Below are 26178 nucleotides of genomic sequence, written 5' to 3'. Positions count from 1 at the left end.
CCCGCCGCGAGCAGGCTGCTCGATATGGTCACCACACGACAGCTGAGCTCCTCACCATCCGTGGTCGTCGAGGCTCTGCCCGCCCCCGCCCTGGTACCGATGGGTCCGCCGTGGTGGGGGGCGGTGATGGGGACCGGGATCCTCGGCACTCTCACCCAGCTGCACGTCGGCGCCTGGGGCGCCGGGGCTCTGCTGGCCCGCTTCTTCCTGATCGCCGGTTGGCTGCTGATGGTGTCCTTCGCCGCGACCTTCATGGTGCGGGTCGCGCGGTCAGTGCAGGTCTGGCGGGCCTCGGTGAGCGGGGTCGGCTCCTCGGCCTGGGGCATGGTGGCGATGGGCATTCTCGCCGTCGGGGCGGCGACCGGCGCCGTGCTGCCGGCCTGGAACCCGGCCCTCACCGAGCTCGCCTGGAGTGCCGACCGGACGCTGTGGCTGATCGGCACGGTGATCGGCTTCCTCAGCACCTTCGGTTTCGCCGTGGCCCTGCTCCGGAACCGTCCGGCGGAGCCCCGACCGGCCTGGGGGCTGGCGATCGTGCCCCCGATGGTCTCGGCCACCTCCGGCGCCCCCTTCGTGGCCCAGCTGTCCTCCCCGCTGGCCGCGCTGGGGCTGCTGACCTTCCTGGGCGCCTGCTTCGTGTGCTCGCTGACCCTGGGGATCGTCATCTTCACGGCGGCCTACCATCACCATCTGCGCATCGACCCCATCCCGGTGCCGCTGTCGATCTCCTCGTGGATCCCGCTGGGTGTGGTCGGCCAGTCGACCGCCGCAGCTCAGGCGATCGCGGGGCAGAGCGAGCGATTCCTCCTCCCGGCAGCCGCACCGGCCGCCCACACCATCGCCGACGTCTACGGCTACCTGATGCTGTCGATCGCCATTCCTCTGGTGGCACTGGCGATCAGCGTCACCGTCCACGGGATGCGCAACGGAATGCCCTTCTCACCGGGCTGGTGGGCCCTCACCTTCCCCATCGGGACCCTCTCGCTGGGCGCCTTCAACCTCGCCAAGGGATCCCATCTGAGCGGCTACGCGATCGCCAGCACGGTCGCCTGGATCGTCCTGCTGGGCACCTGGACACTGTGCGTGATCGCCTCGCTCCGGCCGCTGGTCCTCCAGCTGGCCGCCGGCCGCCCTGGCGGCAGCCGCCGGCAGCCCACCGGCATCTCGAACCCCTCCCAGCAGCCCGGCTCATGACCTCCGGGGCACCGATCCGAGACGATGTCGCCTGCGAGTGCGCAGATCACTCCGCAGACGGGGGTTCGTGCAGCTGAGAGTGCAGCAACCCCGCTCTGCGGAGTGATCTGCGCACCCTGTCCCCGGCAGCGATCCCTTCCACCCCCGGCAGCCATCCCTCCCATCCCCGGCAACGATCCCTTCCGCCTCCCGGACGGCCTCTCATAGGCTGATCTCGTGACCATCCACTCCACCAACCCCTTCGCCGACCCCATCAACGAGCCGGCCCGCCAGCTGCGCGGCCGGCTGGGGGCCCGGGTCACCATCTGGGCGGCCGGTGCCCTGGACGATGCCGCCGCGGGGCTGACGGTCTCCTCGATGATGGTGGTGCCCGGCAGCCCGTGGCGGGTGGTCGGGCTGGTCAACGTCGACTCCGACCTGGCCGAGCTCGCCGCCGACACCGCGAGGATCGCCATCAGCCTGCTGGACGGCCCGGACGAGGAGATCTCCGAGACCTTCTCCGGGGCACTGCCCTCGCTGAGAGGGCCCTTTGCCCGCGGGGACTGGGAGGACTCCGAGTGGGGTCCGAGACTGGCACAACGCAGTTGGGCCGGGATCGGGATCGAGCAGCCCCGCCCGCTGGGCTGGCTGCTGGAGGTCACCGGCACCCTCCAGCACATCGAGATCACCGAGGACCCGGCCCCGCTGCATCACATCAGGGGCAGATACCGCACGCTGTGAGGCCGCCACTCAGCCCGGCAGAACGGACCCAGGCCAGAGCCAGACAGAACAGAACGCGCCCAGGCCAGAGCCGAACAGAACAGAACGGACGCAGGCCAGAGCCGAACATCTCGGAGTCAAGGCCTGCGGCTGCTGACAGACGGCCGGGAACCGGACCCCCGGGTTCAGGACTCGACAGACTCGACGGACTCGGCGGCCTCCGAGGATCTCGGCGCCGCAGCGGCCTGTGCCGACCGGAAACTCTGAGCCGCCCGGTCCAACGCACTGGCCAGCGCCCCGAGGTCCTTGGGATCCAGGGTCGGCACCAGGGCGGCCAGCACCTCGCACCGATCCGATCCGGCCTCATTGAGCACCTGGCCCAGCTCCCCGGCCATGAACTCGGCCTTGGAGCGGGCGGGCCGGTAGATCCACGCCCGCGACTCCTGGTGACGGGAGACGACATCCTTCTTGGCCAGCCGGTCGAGCACCGTCATCACCGTGGTGTAGGCGATCTTCCCCTCGCCCAGCAGCACCTCGTGGACATCGCGGACCGACATCGGCTCATCGGTGGTCCACAGCACCTCCATGATGCGGTGCTCCAGATCTCCCAGGACGGCCATGCGCCACAGTGTAGCCACCACACGCCACAGATACGACACTTCGTAGTAAGCCGCGCGCCCGGCAGGGGCGTCCCGGCCCGGCCATACACCGTTCACCCCGCAGCGAAAAGGCCACCCCGGTGGACGGCAACGACCCGCTCACCAGTAGGATTCCGGCACCGGCTCGTGTGGACTGATACGACCGCTGGTAGTAGGTTCAGCGCTATGGATGCCCAACTGATCGCCCGATGGCAATTCGGGATCACGACGGTCTACCACTTCTTCTTCGTCCCGATCACCATCTCGCTGTCGATGCTGGTCGCCGTTCTGCAGACGATCTGGCTCAAGACCAAGAATGACCGCTACCTGAGGCTCACGAAGTTCTACGGAAACCTCTTCCTCATCAACTTCGCCCTGGGTGTGGTCACCGGCATCGTGCAGGAGTTCCAGTTCGGGATGAACTGGTCGGAGTACTCCCGCTTCGTCGGCGACATCTTCGGGGCCCCGCTGGCCCTGGAGGCACTGATCGCCTTCTTCATGGAGTCCACCTTCGTGGGGCTGTGGATCTTCGGCTGGGGACGCCTCCCCAAGAAGGTCCATCTGGCCACCATCTACCTCACCGCCATCGCGACGCTGCTCTCGGCGGTATTCATCCTGGCCGCCAACTCCTGGATGCAGAACCCGGTCGGGGCCACCTACAACCCGCAGACCCACCGCGCCGAGCTCACCGACTTCGGCGCCGTGCTCACCAACCCGGTCCTCAAGGCCACCCTGATGCACCAGCTGTCGGCCTGCTTCGTGGTCGGCGGCGCGCTGATCGCCGCGGTCGCCTTCTTCCACCTGTCCAGGGTCGCCCACGGTCGTCACACCACCGCGATCACCGACGCCGGCGAGGTCGAGGAGACCCGCACCTGGCGCTGGGCGACGAAGTTCGGCGCCTGGGTCCTCATCGTCGCCGGCGTCTTCACCGTGATCTCGGCCGACTACCAGGGCAAGGTGATGACCGACGTCCAGCCGATGAAGATGGCCTCGGCCGAGGGCGCCTTCGACTCCACCGCCGACTTCTCACTGCTGACCATCGGCAAGCTGGACGGCTCCCAGGAGATCTTCGCGATCAAGGTGCCCGGGCTGCTCGGATACCTCGGCACCGGCAAGTGGGGGGAGCCGATCAAGGGCATCAACGAGCTCAAGGACGTCGACCTCAACGAGTACAGCTACCACCGCCGGGACGGTTCGCAGACCTCCCTGCAGTCCAGCTACCAGCAGGTCCTGCAGAGGCACGTGGCGGCCTCCGGAATCAGGCTGCAACCCAATATCCCGGTCACCTACTGGACCTTCCGGATCATGATCACGCTGGGAATGCTGGCCATCCTGGCGGGCCTGGTGATGCTGGTCTGGATCGCCAAGGGTCGTAACCCGGCGCACATGAAGTGGCTGTCCCTGGTCCTGGTGCTGGTGCCGATCGCACCACTGCTGGCCAACTCCTTCGGCTGGATCTTCACTGAGATGGGCCGCCAGCCCTGGATCGTGGCCGGCGTGCTGCCCTCCACCGAGGGGGTCTCCGCCGGGGTCTCCGCCGGTTCGGTGCTGACCTCATTGATCATCTACACCCTGGTCTACGGCGTTCTGGCGGTCGTCGAGGTGGGGCTGCTGTGGAAGCAGATCCACAAGGGCCTTCCCGACGTCGAGCCGATCGACACCGACCACCATCAGGACGAGGACGCCCCCTTGTCCTTCGCGTACTGAGGGGTGTTGCAGTTCATGTTCCCCATTCTTGAGATGTCCGTTCTCGAGGTTGCCCATTCCGCGCTGACGCCGGTGTGGTTCATCCTCATCGCGGTGCTGTGGGTCGGATTCTTCTTCCTCGAGGGATTCGATTTCGGCGTCGCCATGCTGCTGCCCTTCCTCGCCAAGGACGAGACCGACAAGCGGGTGATGGTCAACACCATCGGCCCGACCTGGGACGCCAACGAGGTGTGGCTCATCACGGCCGGCGGCGCGATGTTCGCAGCCTTCCCCGGCTGGTACGCGACGCTGTTCTCCGGGCTCTACCTGCCCCTGCTGCTGGTCCTGTTCGGCCTGATCATCCGCGGCGTCTCCTTCGAGTACCGCTCCAAGCACCCCTCCTCGCAGTGGCGCAACACCTTCGACTGGATGGCCACCATCGGCTCCCTGCTGCCGAGTCTGGTGCTCGGCGTCGGCTTCGCGAACTTCGTGCGCGGCGTGGAACTGGGGCCCCATCAGACCATCAACGGGCCGGCGCCGCTGGTGACGACCTCCTTCTGGGGTCTGTTCACCCCCTTCGCCCTGGTCGGCGGGCTGCTCTTCGTGATCCTGTTCTGCGCCCACGGCGCCGGCTTCGTCTCGCTGAAGACCACCGGCCGGATGCACTACCGGGCCGGCCGTTTCGCCACCCGGCTCGGCTGGCTGGCCGCGGCCCTGATGGCGGTCTGGGCCGTGATGTTCAACACCATGTACGCCCCCGCCGACGCCACCGCCCATCTGCTCACCTGGATCCTGGGGATCCTCGCGGTGCTCCTGGTGGTCGGTGCGACGCTGTTCTCCAGGTCCGAGAAGGACGGTCGGGCCTTCCTGCTCAACGGCCTGGCGATCGCGGTGATGATGATCGCGATGTTCATCAAGATGTGGGGCAATATCGGATTCCGCCCGGTCGGCGTCGACTTCGACATGTGGATCGCCTCCTCGAGCCCCTACACCCTCAAGATCATGACGATCAGCGCCGGTGTGATGGTACCGATCGTGCTCGCCTACCAGGCATGGTCCTACTGGGTGTTCCGCAAGCGGATCTCACGGGAGTCCATTCCCCAGGGCGCTCACTGATGGCCCCCCGGACCGCCTGAGTGCCTGTGGCGGGTCCCATCGACCCCCGGTTGTTGCACCGGGCCAGGGCGACCGTGCCCTTCCTGGTGGCGCTGTGCGTCACCGGAGTGGTCACGGCCGTCCTGGTGCTGTGTCAGGCCTGGTTGCTGGCCCGGGCGATCTCGTCGGTCTTCGCCACCCATCGCACCGACGGGCTGGGCCGCTGGTGCCTCCTGCTGGGGACCGTCTTCGCCGGCCGGGCGGTGACCTCCTGGGCCACCGAATGGCTCTCCCACCGCGCCGCCGCCCAGGTGAAGTCACAGCTTCGCGGTGACCTGGTGAGCGCCCGGCTGTCCCATCCCACCGATGCCACGGTGACCTCCAGCACCCTCATCACCCTCATCACCACCGGCCTGGACGCCCTCGACGGGTTCTACGCCAAGTACCTCCCCCAGCTCGTGCTGGCCTGCATCGTGCCGGTGGTGCTGGCGGTGGCGATCGGGCTGCAGGATCTCACCAGCGTCATCATCATCGCCGTCACCATTCCGCTGATCCCGGTCTTCATGGCCCTGATCGGCTGGCGCACCGAGGCCGCGATGGCCCGACGATTCCGGGTCCAGACCCGGTTGGCCAATCACTTCGCCGACCTGATGACGGGACTGGTCACCCTCCAGGTGTTCGGCCGGGCCCGCGCCCAGCTGGAGGGCCTGCGCCGCACCGAGGGGGCCAATCGCAGCGAGACGATGCGCACCCTGCGGGTGTCCTTCCTGTCCTCCTTCGCACTGGAACTGCTGGCCACCCTGTCGGTGGCCCTGGTGGCGGTGACCATCGGATTCCGGGTGGCCGGCGGCGGGATGGACCTGCGCACCGCCCTGTTCATCCTCATCCTGGCCCCCGAGGTCTACCTGCCGGTCCGCGAGGTCGGCGCCCGCTACCACGACTCGGCGGACGGCATGGCGGCTGCCGAGGCGGCCTTCGCGGTGATCGAGAGGGGGCGGACGCCGGTCGGCGGGCCTGCCGGATCCTCCTCCGCCGCCCGGCCGACCGAGGTCCCCTCACCTCGCGAGGCGCCCGTGCTCCTCGAGGGTCTGACCTACCGCTACCCCGATGCCCGCCGCTCCCCCGGTGGCACGCCCGCCTCCGGTGGCGCGCCCGCCGCAGGTCGCACACCCGCCGCCGGTGGCGCATCCTCCCCCGATCGCGTGGTATCCCCGCACACCCCGCCGGCGCTGTCGGGTCTCAGCCTGCGGGTCGACCCGGGCGAGACCGTCGCCCTGGCCGGGCACTCCGGCTCGGGCAAGACCACCGCCCTGGACTGCCTGCTCGGCTTCCTGACCCCCGAATCCGGCCGGATCCAGGTCGGCGGGGTCGATCTCACCGCCGCCCCACCGGCCAGCTGGGCGGCCTGGCGGCGGCGTCTGGCCTATGTCCCGCAGAACCCCGGGATGATGCGCGGCAGCGTCGCCGACAACCTGCTGCTGGGCTACCCGGCGGCCACGGACGCCCAGCTGCGAGACGCCCTGGACCGCTGCGGCGGCACCCGGCTGGCCCTCGACAAGGAGGTCGACGACGATGCCGAGGGGTTGTCGGCCGGGGAGCGACGCCGGGTGGCGCTGGCCCGGGCGCTGCTGCGGGTCGAGCAGGACGGCGCCGGGATGCTGATCCTCGACGAGCCCACCGCCGGTCTGGACGATGCCACCGAGTCCACCGTGCTGGCCACCGTGCGCGCACTGGGCGCCTCGGTGCTGGTGGTGAGTCACCGGCCGCAGGTGCTCCAGGATGCCGACCGGGTCATCACCCTGGAGTCCGCGCAGGTGGCCTCATGAGCCGGCCGCAGAGATCCCCGGCCTCCCGGCTGCTGGGAATGCTGCTGGGCGACGTCCCCCGCGGACGGGCCCTGCTGGCCCTGTCGGTGCTGCTGTCGGGATGCGCCTCGGGAGCCTCGGTGGCCCTGATGGGGGTCGCCGGATGGTTGCTGTCGCGGGCCGCCGAGATGCCCCCGGTGCTCTATCTGGAGGCCGCCGCGGTCGGCGTCCGGTTCTTCGGCATCTCGCGCGGGGTCTTCCGCTATGCCGACCGGCTGGTGAGCCACGACCTGGCGCTGCGGATGCAGAGCGCGCTGCGGATGCGGGTGTACCGGCGGCTGTCGGGCACCACCCTGCTGGGACGCCGCCACGGGGACCTGCTGGTGCGGGTCACCGCCGACGTCGAGGCGGTGCTGGATCTGGTGGTCCGGGTGGTGGTGCCGGCCTGCGCGGCCTCCCTGGTGATCGTCGGGACGACGGTCCTCCTCGGACGGTTCTCGGTCGGCTCGGCGGCGGTGCTGCTGGGCTCGGCGCTGCTGGCCGGGGTGGTGCTCCCCTGGCTCACCCAGCGGGTCTCGCGGGCCGCCGACGCCACCATGACGCCGTTGCGGGGGGAGCTGGCCGACCGCACCCGGGAGCTGGCCATGATGGCCCCTGACCTGGTGGCACTGGGGGCCGAGGGTCCGGCCCTGCACCGCGTGCTGGAGGTCGACTCCCGGCTTCGGACCGCCGAGCGCAGGGCCGCCCGGGTGCGGGGGCTGGCCTCCGGCGGGCAGGTACTGGCGGCCGGCGTCGCGGTGATCGGAGCCCTGCTGATCGGCGGTCAGGCGGTGGCCTCGGGTCAGATGGGCGGCCGGATCCTGGCGGTCCTGGTGCTCACCCCGCTGGCCCTTCACGAGGTCTTCTCGGAGTTCACCTCGGCGGCGCAGACCTTCACCCGGGCCACTGGCGCGCTGGATCGGGTGGTCGAGGTGCTGGACGCCCCGCCGGTGGGCTCGGGGGACTCCGTGAAGGCCCACGTCGACGGGGTCCATGTGCTGGCCGCCGATCCGCCGGGACTCCATCTCGCCGACCTGACGGTCGGCTGGCCCGGCCATCCGCCGGTGCTGGCGGGCCTTGACCTGGACCTGGCCGCCGGCCAGAAGGTCGCGGTGGTCGGACCCTCGGGGATCGGCAAGACGACTCTGGCCGCCACCGTGATGGGGCTGATCCCGGCGGTCGGCGGCACCGTCGAGACCACCGGGCGGGTGCGCTACCTGGCCCAGCACGCCCACGTCTTCGCGACCTCGATCGCCGAGAATGTCAGGATCGGCGACCGCGACGCCACCGACCCCGAGGTGGTCTCGGCACTGCTGCACGCCGGACTGGAGATGTCCCCCGACCGGATCGTCGGGGAGGACGGCGCCACCCTGTCCGGAGGGGAGGCTCAGCGCCTGGCGCTGGCCCGGGTGCTGGTCGACCACCTGCCGGCCGACCTGCCCGAGCCGCAGCCGCCGCTGCTGATCCTCGACGAGCCCACCGAGCACCTGGACTCGGAGACCTCGGCCCAGCTGATGGACAACCTGTGGGCCTCGGCCGCCGGCTCGGCGATGCTCGTCATCACCCATGACCCTGAGGTGATGGCCCGCTGCGACCGGATCTGGCGGATCGGCTGACGGCCCGTTGCGCCCGGGCCCGGCGCCTCCTCGCCCGGCCGGTCCCCGGAACCGACGCCCGCAGCCGCTCGGAGACGCGACAGGGGCGCCGCCCCGGCCTGAACCGGAACGACGCCCCTGGGCATCAGATGCTGTCGGCCACCGGTGATCGGATCCACCCGTGGCTCAGCCAGCGGATCCTCAGATGTCGTCGATCACCACGACGTACAGCTGACGGGGCCCGTGCACACCATCGACCCGCGACAACTCGATGTCGCTGGTCGCCGACCCACCGGAGATCCAGGTCAGCGGATGGCCCTCCAGCACGGCCGGCTTGACGATCTGGACGGCCTCGGGGACATCGGAGACCACCTGGGATGCCAGTACCACGCACACGTGGCGGTCGGGCACCAGGGTGATCGCACGGCGTCCCTGATCCGCCAGGTGGTCCAGCACGATGGTGCCGGTGTCGGCCACCCCGCAGGCCGCAGCCGTCACGACCGCCTGGGTGTCGTTGAGGACCTCCTTGCTCAGCGCCGGATCATCGACCCGGACCTCGATCCCCGCCGCGCGGATCGCATCGACCCAGGCGGCGTCCAGCCCGGCCGGGACCACCGCTGAGGCATCGGCACCGGTGGCCTTCAGGCCATCGACGACTGCCGCCGGCACATCCTGCGGAGCGACCCGCACGACCGTGGCCGAGTAGTCGATGACCTTCTGGACGAAGGTCCCCACCACGTCGTCCATCTCGATCCCGCGGCCGTACTCCCACTTGATCGGGGTGTCGGACTCCAGGTTCTTGTCGGTGATGTCGGTGGTCGCCTGACGCACCCGGGCGAGGATCTCGGCGCGCGCCTCGGCGTCGCGCTCGGTCATGGTCTGGGCAGTCATCACTTGCCCTCCTTCTGGTTCTTCTTCCACCAGGCGCGGAAGGTCTGGGTCGGCGGCGCCTGGACGTCGCGGTACTTCAGCCAGCGCTCGGCGATCGGGACCGGGATCGGTCCCAGCGGCTTGCCCTTCAACGCCCAACCGGCGCTGCGGGTGGCCGCCTGGACCGCCTCGAAGTGCTTGGCATCGCCCAGCACCCAACCGGCGGTCTTCATGAGATTGCGCTCGACGGTGCCCTCGGCGTCCTCCCCGAAGCGGTCCGCCTTCTCGGCCTGGGCCACCCGGTGGCGCAGGTGCAGGATGATGTCGGTCAACGGGATCTTGACCGGGCACACCTCATTGCAGGCCCCGCACAGCGAGCAGGCGTAGGGCATCGCGCGGTCGACCGGATCGTCGACGCCGCGCAGCTGCGGGGTCAGCGAGATCCCGATCGGGCCGGGGTAGACCGAGCCGTAGGCGTGCCCGCCGGCCCGCTCGTAGACCGGGCAGGTGTTGATACAGGAGGCGCACCGGATGCACCGCAGCACCTCGCGGCCCACCGGGTCGGCCAGCACATTGGTCCGCCCGTTGTCCATGAAGATGACGTGCTGCTCCTGGGGGCCGTCCCCCTCGGTGACGCCGCTCCACACCGAGTTGTACGGGTTCATCCGCTCACCGGTCGCCGAACGGGGCAGCAGCTTGAGGAAGACCTCGAGGTCGTCGATGCTCGGCAGGATCTTCTCGATGCCCACCATCGAGATGAGGGTGTCGGGAAGGGTCAGGCACATCCGGCCATTGCCCTCGGACTCCACGATCACCAGGGAGCCGGTGTCGGCCAGCACGAAGTTGCCACCGGAGACCGCCACCTTGGCGCGCAGGAACTTCTCGCGCAGGTGCAGGCGGGCCGCATTGGCCAGCTCCGGCGGGTTCTCCGAGACGTCCTCGGGGGCCGGACGTCCGTAGTTCTTCATCTCGCGAAGGAAGATCTCGCGGACCTCGGCACGATTGCGATGGATCGCCGGAACCACGATGTGGGAGGGGCGGTCGTGCCCGAGCTGAACGATCAGCTCAGCCAGGTCGGTCTCCCAGGCCGCGATCCCCTGCTCCTCCAGGTACTCGTTGAGATCGGTCTCCTGGGTGGTGATCGACTTGATCTTGACGACTTCGTCGACCCCCTTGGCCTTGGCGATCTCGGCGACGATCTGGTTGGCCTCCTGGCCGTCACGGGCCCAGTGGACGTGGACGCCGCGAGCGGTGAGACTCTTCTCGGCCTCCTCCAGGTAGTGGTCGAGGTGCCGGGCGACCCGATTCTTGATCTCGGCCGCGGCCTCCCGCACGTCCTCCCAGTCGGGGGACTCGGAGACCCGCAGCGCCCGCTTGTTGCGGATCGTGGTGGTGGCGTTGCGCATGTTCTTGCGCTGGACGCTCAGCTCCAGTTCGGTCTTGACGGCCTTCTGGAACTTCGGCATGCCCAGGAAGGTGCCGCCGTTGTCGGGCGCCGGGGTCAGCCGGGCGACCCCGTGATTGCCTTCGGTGATGCGACGCAGTTCGGTTCCCATGGCGTCAGTCCTCCTCGGTGTTGGCCAGGATCTCGGCCAGATGGATCGCCTTGACCCCGGAGTTCTGGCGCGACAGCACCCCACCGATGTTCATCAGGCAGGAGTTGTCGCCGGCCACCACGTACTCGGCGTCGGTCTCGCGGATGTGGCGGGCCTTGTCGGCGGCCATCGCGGCACTCATGTCGGGGTTCTTGACGCAGAAGGTGCCACCGAATCCGCAGCACTGCTCCTCCATCGGCAGCGGCACCAGGGTCATTCCCTTGACGTGGCTCAGCAGCCGGGCCGGCTTGTCGCCGAGCTTGAGGAAACGGCGTCCGTGGCAGGACGGGTGGTAGGTGACCCGGTGCGGGAAGTAGGCGCCCAGATCCTCCACCCCCAGCACGTCGATGAGGAACTCGGGCAGGTCGTAGAGCTTCTGGCTCACGTCGTCGACCTCGCGGATGAATCCCTGGTCGCCGGTCTCGCGGGCCAGCATCGGGTGCTGGTCGCGGACCGCACCGGTGCACGAGCCGGACGGGGCCACCACGTAGTCATAGCCGGAGAAGGCCTTGACGTACTGCTTGACGGCGGGGATGGACTCCTCGAAGTATCCGGAGTTGGTGGTCATCTGCCCGCAGCAGGTCTGGGCCCGTGGGAACTCCACGGTGCATCCCAGCCGCTCGAGGATCTTGACGACGGCCTGACCGGTCTGCGGGAACATCACATCGTTGATACAGGTGATGAACAGTCCGACGGTCATGCCGCCACCGGGCTTTGCCAGCGTGGCTGTGCTGCTCTCGGCAGCAGGAATAGTGGTCATTGAACGAGGCCTCCGAGCTTGTGACCGATATCAGGGAAGAATCCAGGAGAGCACCGGGGTGGACATCAGCCCAGCCAGGATGCACATGAGAACGATGAGCAGGATCGAGTACTTGAACACCTTGCGCAGGATCACGGACTCGCCACCGATCAGCCCGATGGCGGTGGCGGCCACCGTCAGGGACTGAGGGGAGATCATCTTGCCGACGACGCCACCGGCGGCTCCGGTGCCCACCAGCAGGCCCCGCATCCCCTCGACACCCAGTGCCGAGTTCTGTCCGATCTGCTGTCCGACCGTGGACTGCAGATTGGAGAACAGGATATTGGCCGAGGTGTCCGAACCGGTCACGTAGGTGCCGATGTAGCCCAGCAGCGGTGCCAGGAAGGGGTAGACCGCGCCGGCTCCGGCGATGAACAGGCCCAGGGCCAGGGTCTGGCCGGAGTCGCCCATCACATAGGCCAGAGCCACCACCATGCCGATGGTCAACGCGGAGAACTTCATCTTCTTGACGTTGACCCACAGCTCCTTGAAGATGTCGACGATCTTCATCCGGTAGATCAGACCCACCAGGATGGCCACGATGGCCAGCAGGAAGCCGGGCTGGGAGAACCACGGCCAGGTGTAGACGAGGTGCTTGGAGGGATCTCCGCCAGAGGTCTGGAGACCACCCAGCCCCGGCCAGGTCATCGGCAGGTCGGCGGAGCTCATGGCCTTCTTGATGGCCGGGATGGCGGCGATCGCGAAGACGACGATGACCAGGATGTAGGGCACCAGGGCCATGAAGATGCGGTTGCCGGTGAGGTCGGAGGTGACGATCTTCTCGGCGGAGACCGGATCCTTCTCCAGCACCGGATCGATCGGGATGCCGATCCGCTCGGCGGCCTCCTGGCCACCCTTCGGGTGCCAGATCTTGAGGAAGACGATGCCCAGGGCGACGGTGATGATCGCCGCGAAGACCTCGGTGAGGTTGTACAGCGCGGTGGAGGCGACGATCCACTTGGTGGCGCCGAAGACGATGCCGACGAACAGGCCGAAGGGCCAGACCTGCTTGACGCCCTTCTTGCCGTCCATGATCGACAGCATCAGGAAGGGGACCACCAGACCGAGCAGAGCACAGATCCGGGCCGAGACGGGGGCGACCGCCGAGACGTCCAGGCCGGAGACCTTGGCCGCCTGCAGCACCGGCAGGCCGACGGCGCCGAAGGCCACCGGGACGGTGTTGGCGGCCAGTGCGGTGAGGGCGGCGCGCAGCTTGCCGAAGCCGATGCCGATCAGCATCGCCGCCGCGATCGCCACCGGGGCGCCGAAGCCGGCCAGCGCCTCCAGCAGACCGCCGAAGCAGAAGGCGATCAGGATGCCGAGCACCCGGGGGTCGTCGCTGATGAGGAAGAAGGTCTTGCGCAGATCATCGAACCTGCCCGAGACCACCGTGAGCTGGTACATCCAGATCGCCGCGATGAGGATCCACACGATCGGGAAGAGACCGTAGAGGAAGCCCTCAGCGCTGGAGGAGACCGCCATCAGGAAGGGCATCTTGAACGCGAAGATCGCGATCAGCAGGGCGACCGCCCAGGAGAACATGCCGGCCCAGTGCGCCTTCCAACGCAAAGCGCCCAAGGTGACAAGCATCGCCAGCACTGGAAGGAATGCCACCAGGGCAGAGAGCCACTGATGTCCCAGGGGGTTGGTGTCTGGTCTGAATACCTCAAGAAGAACCATCGAAACTCCGTTGTTCCGCCGTAGTTGGCTGAGTTATTTAGGTCATGGATCTGGACCGTTATGCCAAAAATCAGCCATTGGTCCTACCAAAGAACTACAGTAGGTCGTAGCCAGAGAGAGTGTCAAGGATCTTGAGCCGACTGACCGGGGAGTTGTTGGATGGTTCCCGGGCCGGGCAGTCTGCTGGAGAGCCGCCGTCCCGACGTTCTGTTGCGACACCCCTACCCACCCACTCGAAGCGTGATGACAGGCGCACCATGACCCCACCTCATGACCACATCCCAGGCACCACCGGTCTGCCCGGCTCAGACCCTGCCGACCCCGCTCCTGACGGCGTCGATCCCCGTCTCGGGCCCGATGGCAGCAGCGAGACCAGCCCTGCCGACGTACCCCTCGGCGAGGTCGCCGAGGCCGCAATCAGCCCCACCTCGCAGACCAGCCGTGCCACCCAGCAACCTGCCTCGGGCTTGGAGTCCCAGGGCGGTTTCGAGGTGGCGCTGGGCCATCTGGACGCCGAGATCCTGGCCGGCCGCTACACCAACGGCACCCGGCTGCCGGCCGAGCGCGAGCTGGCCGCCCAGCTGGGGGTCAGCCGGGGTGCCGTCCGCGAGGCGATCCGGGTGCTGCAGGCCCAAGGGATCCTGGTCTCTGGGACCGGACGGGGCGCCGGCACCCGGGTGCAGGCCATCCCGACCAATGCGATGGGCCGGATCCTGAGGCTCCAGCTCGCCCTGGACCTGGTCTCCTTCGCCGATCTCACCGACTCCCGGGTGGCCCTGGAGTGCGCCGCCTGCTCGGCAGCTGCGGTGCGCCGTGAGCCCGAACCGCTGGCCCGGGCCAAGGCGCTGCAGGACCGGATGCGTGCCGAGCTCGAGCCAGATCCCTTCAACGAACTGGACACCCAGTTCCATGTCGCCCTCGCCGAGGCTGGGGCCAACCGCCTGATGAGCGATCTCACAGTGGCCATCCGACGGGCCGTCCACGACCCGATCAGCAGAGCCGAGCACGCCCTGACCGACTGGCAGCAGTTCCGCTCGGAACTGGTCGCCCACCACGACGCGATACTGGGCGCCATCATCGAGGGCGACCCCCACAAGGCCGCCCGGCTCTCCGAGAACCACATCCGCAGGGCCTACCGACTGCTGTTCAACTGAGCCGGGCCTGGGTGCTGGCCAGGACGTATCGCGTGCCCCTGACGCCGCTCAGGACCCGGACACCACCATCCCCTCGGCAGTCGGCCTGGCCTGGACACCTGTCCGCCCTGGACGCCACCACCCCCTCCCCACGTTCGTCCTCACATCTGGCGTTCGTCCTGGAATTCCAGGACGAACGCCAGATGTGAGGACGAACGTGGCAGTCCAAGGTCCAGGGAGCGACCACCGGGCTGGCCCAGGCACCGATCCGCACCGTCCGCGACCCCCGGTGGAGCCGACCCGAGCAACATCGACCCTTCGGAAAGCGCATTCCTCACCAATAACGAATGCCGCCCGTTTTCAATTACACTCCACTGCCCGGCCCCGGGAAAGCGCTGTCCTGTGTCATTCCTCACACCAATTTCGCAACACATCGTGAACATAATCGCAATAGGCACCCCCGGTGCTGAACAAACGCGCAACGGGGTTTAGCATCGCCGATGAAGTTGACGATGAGATGTGACGTGCCCACCTCCGGGGCCCGCAGACCGCACCACACCGCCAGGCATCAACGGTTCCTCACCGAGCGACTCGGCACCAAAAGGGAGAAGTCAGGAATGAGCACGGTCACCCCGTACAGCCCTCAGGGTGAGATCCCCCCTGTGGATCACCAGGACCTCACCACCAGGCCCGACCTGGCCACCACCACCGGCCGGGTAGCCCCGGTCCGGACACGTCGTCCCGTCTATCTGGACATGCTGCCCCCCTGCAACGCCGGCTGCCCGGCCGGCGAGAACATCCAGGAGTGGCTGCGTCTCATCAAGGCCCACGAGGAGGAGAAGGCCTGGCGTCAGCTGACCGCCGACAACCCCTTCCCCGCCATCCACGGGCGGGTCTGCTACCACCCCTGCGAGGTGGCCTGTAACCGCGCCGACCTGGACGGGTCGGTCTCGATCCACTCGGTGGAGCGCTACCTCGGCGACCTGGCCATCGAGAAGGGCTGGTCCTTCCATCAGCCCACCGTCCGCTCCGGGCACCGGGTGCTGGTGATCGGCGCCGGCCCGGCCGGACTGTCGGCCGCCTACCACCTGGCGATGATGGGTCACGAGGTCGAGATCCACGACGGGGGCGACGCCGCCGGCGGCATGATGCGCTACGGCATCCCCGAGTACCGCCTGCCCCGCGAGGTGCTGGACGCCGAGATCGGCCGTCTCACCGACCTGGGGGTCAGGATCGTCCTGAACCACAACGTCACCGACCTGGCCGAGGAGAAGGCCCAGGGCCGCTTCGACGCCGTCTTCGTGGCGATCGGCGCGCACCTGTCCAAGCGGGTCGACATCCCCACCACCGACGCCTCCCGGATGCTGGACGCGGTGAGTTTCCTGCACCAGGTCGGCTCCGGCGAGAAGCCGATGATCGGACGCCGGGTGGCCGTCTACGGCGGCGGCAACACCGCGATGGACGCTGCCCGGGTCGCCAAGCGACTGGGCGCCGAGGAGTCCATCGTGGTCTACCGGCGCACCGCCGACCAGATGCCGGCGCACGCCGAGGAGCGCGAGGAGGCCGAGCGCGAGGGCGTCCAGATGAACTGGCTGCGCACCATCACCGACGTCTCCGACGACCTCACCGTCGAGGTGATGGAGCTCGACGAGAACGGCAAGCCGCACGGCACCGGCCGGTTCGAGAAGCTGGAGGCCGACACCGTCATCCTGGCCGTCGGACAGGAGGCCGACACCGGCTTCCTGCACAAGCTGCCCGGAATGCGGTTCAAGAACGACGTCGTCGACGTCAACCCCGCCACCCTGATGACCGATGTCCCCGGCGTCTTCGCCGGTGGCGACACGGTGCCCTCCGAGCGCACCGTCACGGTGGGCACCGGCCACGGCAAGCGGGCCGCCCGCCAGATCGACCGGTGGCTGCGCCGCGACGAGCCCCAGGCCACCCCCCGGGAGGGCATCGCCGAGTTCAATGACCTGCACGTCTGGTACTTCGGCGACCACCTGCGCCGCCACCAGCCCGAGCTCGACCCGACCCAGCGCGTCAACTTCGACGAGGTGGTCGGCGGCCTGGACGAGCGTCAGGCCCATTTCGAGGCCGGCCGTTGCCTGTCCTGCGGCAACTGCTTCGAGTGCGACGGCTGCTACGGGGCCTGCCCCGAGGACGCCATCATCAAGCTCGGCCCCGGGCACCGTTATGAGTTCGACTACGACAAGTGCACCGGCTGCGCCACCTGCTTCGACCAGTGCCCGGTGCACGCCATCGAGATGGTCCCCGAGGCCACCCCGATCGAGTCCATCCCCGGAGCCGGCAACCCGACTCCCGGCTGGGCGGTCCGCCCCGAACCGAGCCCGGCGGTCTTCGGACCGGAGGCCCGCACCGGCGTCGTCCCTGCCAAGTTGGACGCCGCAACCGCCGGATCCGCGCCGACCGTCACCCCTGAGAACTGAGCGGAGAAGAGAAAGTCATGGAACGCACCAGGATCATCGCTGACGGCAACACGGCCGCCGCCTCCGTCGCCTACCGCTGCAGCGAGCTCTGCTCGATCTACCCGATCACGCCGTCCTCCCCGATGGCCGAGACGGCCGACGAGTGGGCCACCGCCAAGCGCCACAACATCTGGGGAGACATCCCCACCGTCATCGAGATGCAGTCCGAGGGAGGTGCCGCCGGGGCCCTCCACGGCGCCCTCCAGGGTGGCGCGCTGACGACCACCTTCACGGCCTCCCAGGGCCTGCTGCTGATGATTCCGAATATGTACAAGATCGCCGGTGAGCTCACCAGCACGGTCTTCCACGTGGCGGCCCGGTCGCTGGCCGCCCAGGGTCTGTCGATCTTCGGTGATCACCAGGACGTGATGGCCTGTCGCCAGACCGGGTTCGCGATGCTGTGCTCGGCCACCGTCCAGGAGTGCCACGACCTGGCTCTGGTCTCCCACGCGGCGACCCTGCAGTCACGGGTCCCCTTCATGCACTTCTTCGAGGGCTTCCGCACCTCCCATGAACTCAACGTGCTGGAGACCGTCTCCGATGACGACATCCGCCAGTTCATCACCGACGACCTGGTGCACGCCCACCGCGAGCGCGCCCTGTCGCCGGCCCACCCGTTCATCCGCGGCACCGCGCAGAACCCCGACATCCACTTCCAGGCCCGCGAGGCCGCCAACCAGTACTACGAGAAGGTGCCCGGCGTCGTCCAGTCGCTGTTCGACCAGTTCGCCGAACTGACCGGACGCCAGTACCACCTGGTCGACTACTACGGCGATCCGCAGGCCGAGTCGGTGATCGTCTGCATGGGTTCGGGCGCCAAGACCGTCCAGCACACCATCGACCACCTCAACAAGCAGGGTCACAAGCTCGGCGTCGTCATCGTCCGGCTGTACCGTCCCTTCCCGGCCGCCGAGATCGTGGCGGCGATTCCCGAGACTGCCCGCACGGTGGCTGTCCTGGACCGCACCAAGGAGCCCGGTTCGGAGGGCGAGCCGCTCTTCCTCGATGTGATGAGCGCACTCTCCCAGGCGGTCTCCCGTGGCACCCGCAGTCGGATGCCGATCATCTCCGGTGGCCGTTACGGCATCTCCTCCAAGGAGTTCACCGCCGGGATGGTGGCCGGCATCGTCGCCGAGCTGGAGCTGGACCAGCCGCGTCCGCACTTCACCATCGGAATCGACGACGACGTCACCCACCTGTCGCTGCCCTTCTCCGATCTGGACATCGAGGATCCCGAGACGCTGCGCGCAGTCTTCTTCGGAATGGGTTCGGACGGCACCGTGGGCGCCAACAAGAACACCATCAAGATCCTCGGATCCGATCCCGGCACCTACGCCCAGGGCTACTTCGAGTACGACTCGCGCAAGTCCGGGTCGCGGACCACCTCCCACCTGAGGTTCGGGCCGCACCCCATCGAGTCCCCCTACCTGGTCAGCCAGGCCGAGTTCATCGGCGTCCACAACTTCAACATCCTGGAGTCGATCGACGTCCTGACGATGGCCCACGAGGGCACCACCGTCCTCATCAACGCCCCCTATGACGCCACCGAGCTGTGGGATCACCTGCCCGACTCCATGCAGCGTCAGATCATCGACAAGAAGATCAACCTGTGGACCATCGACGCCCTGCCGGTGGCCCGCAAGGTGGGGCTGCGCAACCGCACCAACACCATTCTGCAGACCTGCTTCTTCGCGATCTCCGGGGTGCTGCCGCGTGACGAGGCGATCAAGCGGATCAAGGACTCGATCCAGAAGACCTATGGCAAGAAGTCCCAGAAGATCGTGGAGATGAACCATGCCGCGGTCGACGCCTCCCTGGAGCACCTCCAGCAGGTCACCGTCCCCGACCAGGTCACCTCGACCCACGGGCTGATCCCGCCGGTCACCGCCGACGCCCCGCAGTTCGTGCGCGACGTCACCTCCAAGATGATCGAGGGACTGGGCAACACCCTGCCGGTCTCGGCGGTTCCCGACGACGGCACCTACCCGGCCGGCACCACCAAGTTCGAGCAGCGGACGCTGTCGGACCTCATCGCCGAGTGGGATCCCAGCGAGTGCATCCAGTGCGGCAACTGCGCGTTCGTCTGCCCGCACGGCGTCATCCGGGCGAAGTACTACCCGCAGTCGGCCCTGGAGGGGGCGCCTGCCGGGTTCCCGACCGCCACCCTCAATGCCGCCGGCCTGCCGGAGTCCAACTACACCCTGCAGGTGGTGCCCGATCAGTGCACCGGTTGCGGGCTGTGCGTGGAGACCTGCCCGGTGCGGCCCACCGCCCACCCCGACCGCAAGGCGATCAACCTGGTCGAGCATCTCGACAAGACCGCCCAGCGCAGGAACGAGGCCTTCTTCGAGACCCTGCCGGTCAACGACCGCTCCCGGGTGGACTTCGCCTCGGTGCGCGGCACCCAGTTCCTCCAGCCGCTGTTCGAGTTCTCCGGTGCCTGCGCCGGCTGCGGTGAGACGCCCTACGTCAAGCTGGTCAGCCAGCTGTTCGGCGACCGCGCCGAGGTGGCCAACGCCACCGGCTGCTCCTCGATCTACGGCGGCAACCTGCCGACCACCCCCTGGGGCAAGAACGCCGATGGCCGCGGCCCGGCCTGGTCCAACTCGCTGTTCGAGGACAATGCCGAGTTCGGACTGGGGATGCGGCTCGCCGCCGATGTCCAGACCAAGCTGGCGAAGGTCCGGCTGGGACAGCTGTCGGAGGGTCTCAATCCGGAACTGGTCGACGGCCTGCTCAACGCCCCCCAGCTCACCGAGCACGACCTGCAGTCCCAGCAGGAGCGGGTGCACACCCTCCAGGCGATCCTCGCCGATATGGAGCAGACGCCGCAGGTCCGGGATCTGGCCAGTGTGGCCGATCACCTGCTGCGCCGTTCGGTGTGGATCATCGGCGGCGACGGTTGGGCCTACGACATCGGCTCGGGCGGCGTCGACCATGTGCTGGCCTCCGGACGCGATGTCAACGTCCTGGTGCTGGACACCGAGGTGTACTCCAACACCGGCGGCCAGGCCTCCAAGTCGACCCCGATGGGGGCGGTGGCCAAGTTCGCCACCTCCGGAAAGCCGACCGCCAAGAAGGATCTGGCCATGCAGGCCATCGCCTACGGCTCGGTGTACGTGGCCCGGGTGGCCTTCGGCGCCGATCCCCAGCAGACCCTGCGGGCCTTCCGGGAGGCCGAGGCCTACCCCGGCCCCTCGATCATCATCGCCTACAGCCACTGCATCGCCCACGGCTACGACCTCAAGAACGGCCTGGACCAGCAGTACAAGGCGGTGCACTGCGGGCACTGGCCGCTGATGCGGTTCAATCCGGTGCTGGCCGAGGAGGGGCTCAACCCCTTCCTGCTCGACTCCCCGCGCCCCGACATCAGCTGGCGCGAGTACACCAAGCTCGAGCTGCGCTACAAGATGCTGGCCAAGTCCAACCCGGAGGCCGCCGAGAAGTTCCTCGACCTGGATCAGCGGACCGTGGAACGCCGCTGGACCGAGTATGAGGAGATGGCGACCCGGTCGGCCGACCGGTTCACCTTCGATGCCCGGACCTCCGAGTTCGCCGCCGGGTCTTCGCGCTCCTGAGTCCCTGCCGGTACCCATTTCCTGAACTACGAGAGGCATGTCAATGAGCGTCGATCTGTCGACGAAGTACCTCGGCCTCGACCTGCGGTCACCGCTGGTCGCCTCGGCCGGCCCGATCCAGCAGAACCTCGACGGCGTCCGCGCGCTGGCCGACTCGGGCGTGGGGGCCATCGTGATGTACTCCTTGTTCGAGGAGCAGGTGCGTCACGAGGAGGCCCGCCAGGCCGAGCTCGAGCTGGAGTACATGGACTCCTTCGCCGAGTCGCTGTCCTTCTTCCCGACCGTCCAGTCCAACGAGGGTGGCATCACCGCCGAGTACCTCGCCCATCTGGAGGCCTCCGTCAAGGCCGTCGACATCCCGGTGATCGCCTCACTGAACGGGGCGACCAACGGCGGCTGGGTGGAGACCGCCCATCGCATGCAGGACGCCGGCGCCGCCGGTATCGAGTGCAATATCTACATGGTCCCCGGTGACCTGGCCACCACCGGCGCCGAGGTGGAGGAGCGCCACGTCGAGATCGTCAGTGCGATGCGCGAGGCCGTGGACATCCCGGTCTCGGTGAAGCTCTCACCGTTCTTCTCGGCGCCGGGCAATATGATCGCCCGGCTGGATTCTGCCGGGGCGGACGGCCTGGTGCTGTTCAACCGCTTCCTGCAGCCCGACATCGACCCCGAGAAGCTCGAGGTGGTTCCCGGGGTGTGGCTGAGCACTCCCACCGATGCCCGCGTTCCGCTGACCTGGATCGCGACCCTGTCGGGCCGGGTCAAGGCCTCACTGGCCGCGACCTCCGGTGTGGAGACCGCCGATGACGTCCTGAAGTACCTGCTGGCCGGCGCCGATGTCGTGATGACGACCTCCGCGTTGGTGCGTCATGGTGCCTCCTATGCGGCGTCGTTGCTCTCGGGGGTCTCCGAGTGGCTGGAACGCAAGGGGTTGACCTTGGAGCAGGCCCGCGGCCTGCTCGCGGTGCCCTCCGATGCCTCCAGCTCCGAGTACGAGCGCAATGGTTATGTGGCCGCCCTGGAGAAGGCCAAGGCCACCTACGGGGCCTGAGGATCTGGGCCTGAGGGTGTCGGCCTGAGGGTCGGACGAGGGGGCGTGGGCCGCTGGGCCCACGCCCCCTGTGCCTGCCCGCAGCCATCGACGCGGGCGGTGCGCGAGGCGGTCAGCGGTGCCACTCGTTCAGCGGTGTGGGCCACCCTTCATCCATGACCCACCCGGTCAGCGGCGTGCCCACCTGGTCAGCCCGGCAGGTCGGCCGCACACGTCAACGGCGTCCCACGGATCTCCGTGGGACGCCGTTGTGGGCGCTGTGCGCGATGCTGGGAACCTACGACTGGCAGGCTCAGGCGCAGGGCTCAGGCGTAGCGGACCATGATGAGACCCTCACCCGGGGCGATGGCATTCATCGCAGCGGTGGACAGGTCCAGGCAGCGGCCGCCCACGTAGGGGCCGCGGTCATTGATCCGCACCGTGACGGTGCGGCCGTTGGAGACATTGGTGACCCGGATGGTCGAGCCGAGCGGCAGGGTCTTGGAGGCCGCGGTCATCCTCGAGGGGTCGAAGGTCTCTCCGGAGGCGGTGGGGCCACCGGCGGTGCCGTCACCGGCGCCGTAGGTCGAGGCCTGGCAGGTGGTGCCCCCGCTGACCGGGTTGGAGCTGGAGGCGCTGCCCGAGCTGGAGCTGCTGGACGAGCTGCTCGAGCTCTTGGAGCTGCTGGAGCTGGTGACGGCAGGAGCCTTGGTGCCGACCTGGGTCACCTCGGTCACCGGGGCCTTGACCTGCTTGCTGGCGGTCATCTTGCTGGAGACCAGCTTGCTGTCGTGGTAGGTCATCACCCAGGTCTCCTCCTTGACGCCGTTGACGCCCTTGGTGGTGACCTTGGTGTCGCCCTTGGTGAGGCTGTTGGTCTTGACCGACTTCTTGTCGAAGCCGACCGCAACCTTCTTGACGGTGCTCTTGGAGTCGACCTTGGTCCAGTCGATCGCCATCCCGTCGGTGAGCGCGCTGCCCAGCCCCGGGCTGGAGATGTCGTTGGAGTCGTAGTCGATGCCGGCCGCCTTGAGGGCCTCCGCCACGGTCCCGGGGGTGGTGACCTTGTAGGTCTTGCCCTGAGCCTTGACGGTGACGTTCTTGGCGGTGGCGACGTCCAGATTCAGGCCCTGGCGGGAGATCCCGGCCGAGCGGCTCATCGAGACGATGTTCTTGGGGTTGTCGAGATCCAGCTGCTGGAGCACATCGGCGACCGTCCGGGCAGTGGTCCACCGGGTGGTGGGCTTTCCGTCGATGTCGAGGTTGACCTTGCGGCCGTAGTTGACGGCGATCAGGGTGCCGTCGGTGACCATGGTGGAGACCCCGGGCTGGACCGAGTCGTGGGATCCGATCGTGATCCCCTGGGCTGCCAGGGCCTGCCCGACGGTGCCGGGCTTGACCTTGACCTGCTGGGACACCCCGTCCAAGGAGATGGTGACGTCTTCACGGTCGAGGACCTTGGCGACGGTCAGACCACCAGCTGTGGTGAGCGTGATGGCTCCTGCAACGGCAGCGGCAACAACTTTTGACATGCAACTTCTTCGATTCGGTGGGACGGTGATCCGCCCGCGCTATCTGGGAACTTGTACGACGGCCTCTCGGCCACCGACTGCCTCAGACTATAGGAGAACCCGAAGAAACCCAAATATTCGCTGAGAAAGTTAAGTAAACGGCGCGCCGAGCTGGTGGATGCCAGGTCGCTCGTGGACTCAGTGCCGGATCCGGAACCTGGTGAGCCGCAGGCTGTTGGTCACCACGAAGACCGAGGAGAAGGCCATCGCCGCGGCGGCCACCATCGGGTTGAGATACCCCAGTGCGGCCACCGGGATGGCGATGACGTTGTAGGCGAAGGCCCAGAACAGGTTCTGGTGGATGGTCCGCAGGGTCGCCCTCGACAGCTTGAGGGAGTCGACCGCCAGGCCCAGGTCCCCTCGGGTCAAGGTGATGTCGCTGGCAGCGATGGCGACATCGGTGCCGGTGCCCATCGAGATCCCCAGATCGGCTCCGGCCAGCGCCGCGGCGTCGTTGACGCCGTCGCCGATCATGGCGACCTTGCGCCCCTGGCCGCGCAGCTCCTCGACGGCGTCCAGCTTTCCGGCTGGTGTGACGTCGGCGCGCACCTCATCGATGCCCACCTGATCGGCCACATAGCCGGCCGCCCCCGCGTTGTCACCGGTCAGCAGCACGGTGCGCACCCCGTCGCGGTGCAGTCGCGCGATCGCCGCCGCAGAGGTCTCGCGGATGGTGTCGGCGACCAGGATGGCGCCGAGCAGGTCACCGCCCTGGGACACCACGACCACTGTCCGTCCCTGGCAGGCCGCCTCATCGACGGCGCTGACGAGCCCGTCCGGCAGCGCGACACCCGCCTCGCGCAGCAGCCCGGGCCGTCCGGCCAGAGCGACCTGTCCATCGACGAGGGCGCGCACCCCGGAGCCGGACAGGGCGGTGAACTGGCTCACCGAGGGGCCGGAGCCGGCCTGGTCGCGCCCCGCCTCGGCCACCACGGCACGGGCGATCGGATGCTCCGAGCCCGACTCCAGGGCCGCAGCGACGGCACGCAGCCGGGCCGCGGGCCCGGTCGGTGCGGCATCGGGGCGGTCGGCAGCCAGAGCAGCGCCATCCGGCCCCAGCAGCCCCACGACACTCATCGTCCCGCTGGTGACCGTGCCGGTCTTGTCCATCACCACGGTGTCGATCCGGTGGGCTCGCTCCAGGGCCTCCGGGCCGCGGATCACGATCCCCATCCGTGCCCCCCGCCCGGTACCGGCCAGCAGCGCGGTCGGCGTCGCCAGTCCGAGGGCGCACGGGCAGGCGATGATCAGCACCGCCACCGCGGCCCCGAAGGCGGCGGTCGGCCCCTCGCCGACCAGCAGCCAGATCGCCAGCACGACGACAGCCAGGCCGATGACGGTCGGAACGAAGACCGCCGAGATCCTGTCGGCCAGATCCTGGGTGGCCGAACGGCCGACCTGGGCCTGCTCGACCAGCCGCGCGATCTGGGACAGCTGGGTGTCCGAGCCGACCGCGGTGGCCTGCACCACCAGGTGCCCGTTGGCGTTGACGGTGGCCCCGATCACCCGGTCCCCGGGGCCGACCTCCATCGGCATCGACTCGCCGGTCACCAGGGAGGCGTCGACGGCCGAGGATCCCGAGACGACGACGCCATCGGCGGCGACCTTCTCACCGGGGCGCACCACGAACCGCCGGCCGACCGTCAGGGCGGAGATCGGCACCTCGGACTCGACGCCGTCGTCACCCAGCACCCGCACCGATTTGGCCCCCATCGCCATCAGCGCCGCGAGGGCGGAGCCCGCCTCCCGGCGACTGCGCGCCTCGATGTAGCGACCGGCCAGGATGAAGGTGACCAGCCCGCAGGCGGCCTCCAGGTAGATCGCCCCTCCGGCGCCACCGCGGGTCAAGGTGAGACTGGCGGTGTGTTTCATACCGATCATCCCGGCATGCCCGAGGACCATCGCCCACAGCGACCACCCCAGAGCGGCCAGCGAGCCCATCGAGATGAGGGTGTCCATGCTGGTGGCGCCGTGTCTGAGGTTGGCCCAGGTGGCCCGGTGGAAGGGCAGCGCGCACCAGATCACCACCGGCAGGGTGAGGGCCAGGCAGACCCACTGCCAGGCGTCGAACTGGAGGGCCGGGACCATCGAGATCACCATCACCGGCACCGACAGGATCACCGCGATGATCAGACGCCGACGCAGGTCGGCTGCCCGGTCGGGGGCCTGGGAGTCGGGGGTCGGGATGCTCGCGCCGTAGCCGGTGCGCTCCACGACATCGATGAGGTCCTGCTCGGTGGTGCCGGCCGGCACCAGCGCGTGAGCCCTGGAGGTGGCGTAGTTGACGGTGGCATCGACCCCGTCGATCTTGTTGAGCTTCTTGGTGATGCGGGCGGCGCAGGAGGCGCAGCTCATGCCCTGGATGTCGAGGTCGATGGACCGGCGGGAGGAGTGCTGGTCAGCGGTCCGCCCGTCAGTGCTCGTGACGGTCATGTCGATTCCTTCCGGAATCCCTCCCGGCGCCTGCCCGCTCGGCTCGCGCCGGGGGCGTGCGGGAGATAGGTGTTCAGATGTGGGGATGACGCCGTAGGGGGCGATTCAGCGGTGCCCGCCGGGACGGGCCCGGCGGCATCGCTGCGTCGTCGGGCGACGGCGCCGCCGCCTGAGGACCCGTGCGGATCGGACTCAGTGGTGCAGCAGCCGACCCAGGAAGCCCTTGTGCTCGACATGCTCGGCGTCGGC

At 68.5% G+C, this 26178-nt stretch carries 17 protein-coding genes; 10 read left to right on the top strand and 7 right to left on the bottom strand.

The window, feature by feature from the left end; all coding sequences use genetic code 11:
• Nucleotides 1-24: 24 nt before the first annotated feature.
• A complete protein-coding gene (locus G554_RS14660) occupies nt 25-1194 on the top strand; it encodes a TDT family transporter (RefSeq protein WP_051232427.1) in 1170 nt (389 codons plus the stop codon).
• A 216-nt stretch (nt 1195-1410) separates the two neighbouring features.
• Nucleotides 1411-1914: a flavin reductase gene (locus G554_RS0104510; RefSeq protein WP_027586979.1), complete on the top strand. Its 504-nt coding sequence runs from the start codon at nt 1411-1413 to the stop codon at nt 1912-1914.
• Nucleotides 1915-2078: 164 nt separating this feature from the next.
• On the opposite strand, the gene G554_RS14655 is transcribed toward G554_RS0104510, so the two are convergent.
• Nucleotides 2079-2513: a BlaI/MecI/CopY family transcriptional regulator gene (locus tag G554_RS14655; RefSeq protein ID WP_071162151.1), complete on the bottom strand. Its 435-nt coding sequence runs from the start codon at nt 2511-2513 to the stop codon at nt 2079-2081.
• A gap of 204 nt (nt 2514-2717) precedes the next feature.
• On the opposite strand from G554_RS14655, the gene G554_RS0104500 reads away from it, so the two are divergent.
• The 4 genes from G554_RS0104500 to cydC all read left to right on the top strand — a co-directional run bounded on the left by G554_RS0104500 (nt 2718) and on the right by cydC (nt 8772).
• Nucleotides 2718-4238 carry a cytochrome ubiquinol oxidase subunit I gene (locus G554_RS0104500; protein ID WP_027586978.1) on the top strand — a complete coding sequence of 507 codons (1521 nt, stop codon included), beginning with the start codon at nt 2718-2720 and terminating at the stop codon, nt 4236-4238.
• A 15-nt stretch (nt 4239-4253) separates the two neighbouring features.
• Entirely contained in the window at nt 4254-5333 is a 1080-nt protein-coding gene (gene cydB / locus G554_RS0104495; RefSeq protein ID WP_027586977.1) for a cytochrome d ubiquinol oxidase subunit II, read from the top strand.
• 86 nt (nt 5334-5419) lie between these two features.
• Nucleotides 5420-7138 carry a glutathione/L-cysteine transport system ATP-binding/permease protein CydD gene (locus G554_RS0104490; RefSeq protein ID WP_051232447.1) on the top strand — a complete coding sequence of 573 codons (1719 nt, stop codon included), beginning with the start codon at nt 5420-5422 and terminating at the stop codon, nt 7136-7138.
• On the top strand, nt 7135-8772 hold the full coding sequence (gene cydC, locus G554_RS0104485) for a thiol reductant ABC exporter subunit CydC (protein ID WP_027586975.1): 1638 nt from the start codon (nt 7135-7137) through the stop codon (nt 8770-8772). Before G554_RS0104490 ends, cydC begins: the two co-directional genes overlap by 4 nt.
• A gap of 180 nt (nt 8773-8952) precedes the next feature.
• On the opposite strand, the gene G554_RS0104480 is transcribed toward cydC, so the two are convergent.
• The 4 genes from G554_RS0104480 to G554_RS0104465 are packed head-to-tail and all read right to left on the bottom strand — an operon-like array spanning nt 8953 to nt 13695.
• Complete coding sequence (locus G554_RS0104480) at nt 8953-9627, bottom strand: LutC/YkgG family protein (RefSeq protein ID WP_027586974.1); 675 nt, start codon at nt 9625-9627, stop codon at nt 8953-8955.
• Nucleotides 9628-9641: 14 nt separating this feature from the next.
• The gene (locus tag G554_RS0104475) at nt 9642-11177 is read right to left on the bottom strand and encodes a LutB/LldF family L-lactate oxidation iron-sulfur protein (protein WP_027586973.1); all 1536 of its coding nucleotides are present in this window, start codon (nt 11175-11177) and stop codon (nt 9642-9644) included.
• A gap of 4 nt (nt 11178-11181) precedes the next feature.
• Nucleotides 11182-11976, bottom strand: coding sequence for a (Fe-S)-binding protein (locus G554_RS0104470; protein ID WP_027586972.1), 795 nt, complete (start codon nt 11974-11976; stop codon nt 11182-11184).
• 30 nt (nt 11977-12006) lie between these two features.
• Nucleotides 12007-13695: an L-lactate permease gene (locus G554_RS0104465; protein WP_027586971.1), complete on the bottom strand. Its 1689-nt coding sequence runs from the start codon at nt 13693-13695 to the stop codon at nt 12007-12009.
• Nucleotides 13696-13952: 257 nt separating this feature from the next.
• Here G554_RS0104465 and G554_RS0104460 point away from each other — a divergent pair, with 257 nt between their 5' ends.
• The 4 genes from G554_RS0104460 (at nt 13953) to G554_RS0104445 (ending at nt 21946) form a co-directional block, all read left to right on the top strand.
• On the top strand, nt 13953-14849 hold the full coding sequence (locus G554_RS0104460) for an FCD domain-containing protein (RefSeq protein WP_084648308.1): 897 nt from the start codon (nt 13953-13955) through the stop codon (nt 14847-14849).
• A 596-nt stretch (nt 14850-15445) separates the two neighbouring features.
• Entirely contained in the window at nt 15446-17275 is a 1830-nt protein-coding gene (locus tag G554_RS0104455; RefSeq protein WP_027586969.1) for an NAD(P)-binding protein, read from the top strand.
• A gap of 17 nt (nt 17276-17292) precedes the next feature.
• Nucleotides 17293-20892: a pyruvate:ferredoxin (flavodoxin) oxidoreductase gene (gene nifJ, locus G554_RS0104450; RefSeq protein WP_027586968.1), complete on the top strand. Its 3600-nt coding sequence runs from the start codon at nt 17293-17295 to the stop codon at nt 20890-20892.
• Between the two features lie 43 nt (nt 20893-20935).
• A complete protein-coding gene (locus G554_RS0104445) occupies nt 20936-21946 on the top strand; it encodes a dihydroorotate dehydrogenase-like protein (protein WP_027586967.1) in 1011 nt (336 codons plus the stop codon).
• Nucleotides 21947-22251: 305 nt separating this feature from the next.
• Here the strand turns inward: G554_RS0104445 and G554_RS0104440 are convergent, their stop codons facing one another.
• Complete coding sequence (locus G554_RS0104440; protein WP_027586966.1) at nt 22252-23457, bottom strand: septal ring lytic transglycosylase RlpA family protein; 1206 nt, start codon at nt 23455-23457, stop codon at nt 22252-22254.
• A 177-nt stretch (nt 23458-23634) separates the two neighbouring features.
• On the bottom strand, nt 23635-25929 hold the full coding sequence (locus G554_RS0104435; RefSeq protein ID WP_027586965.1) for a heavy metal translocating P-type ATPase: 2295 nt from the start codon (nt 25927-25929) through the stop codon (nt 23635-23637).
• Nucleotides 25930-26178 lie beyond the last annotated feature (249 nt).

This window comes from Acidipropionibacterium thoenii DSM 20276 (assembly GCF_000423445.1).
GTDB lineage: Bacteria > Actinomycetota > Actinomycetes > Propionibacteriales > Propionibacteriaceae > Acidipropionibacterium > Acidipropionibacterium thoenii.
The sequence above is the reverse complement of the archived record's forward strand: the minus strand, read 5'-3'. Positions and strand labels throughout refer to the sequence as shown.